Genomic DNA, 624 nt, shown 5'->3' on the forward strand with positions numbered 1-624 from the left:
TGAAAATACCTTAGTACTCGATTTCGACAGTCTACACCAATTAGTAAAAGCGACCCTCAATGACACCGCATCAGTTAGCTATGAATATGATGAACAACAGCGCTTAGTTACCACCACTTTTCCAGATCAAAGCACCCGTCAATTCTTATATGAAAACACGGATTTTCCTTATTATCTAACGGGCGTTATGGACGGTAAAGGTAACCAGGCCATTACCTGGACTTACGATAGCGCAGGACGAGCCACTGTCAGTGAACGTGCTGATGATAATGAAAAGTATGTGTTTGAGTATCATGACAATCAAACAACAGTCACCAACCCACTTGGTAAAAAGACCACTTATACCTTTGAAAATTTTTATGGCATTAAAAAGGTAGTACGCGTTGAAGGACACGCCTCTAGCAACTGTACAGCCGCCAATAAATCCTATACCTATTTTGATAATGGTTTACTGAAATCCAAAACCGATTGGAAAGGTGTGATTACTTCTTATGAGTACAATGATAGAGGGTTATTAACCCGTGAAGTGGTTGCCAATGGCACAACCGACGAGCAAACCATATTAACAGAGTGGCATCAAACACTTCGTCTACCCACACGCATCACTGAAGCCAATCGCACAAC

Annotated in this window: 1 protein-coding gene; it reads left to right on the forward strand. The window is 41.5% G+C overall.

The genetic code is table 11. The annotated features are described in order from the left end of the window. On the forward strand, positions 1–624 hold a 624-nt coding region (locus tag KCG35_RS26040), incomplete at both ends, for a hypothetical protein (protein ID WP_215822828.1).

It is taken from the genome of Zooshikella harenae (assembly GCF_018837975.1).
Taxonomy (GTDB): Bacteria; Pseudomonadota; Gammaproteobacteria; order Pseudomonadales; family Zooshikellaceae; genus Zooshikella; species Zooshikella harenae.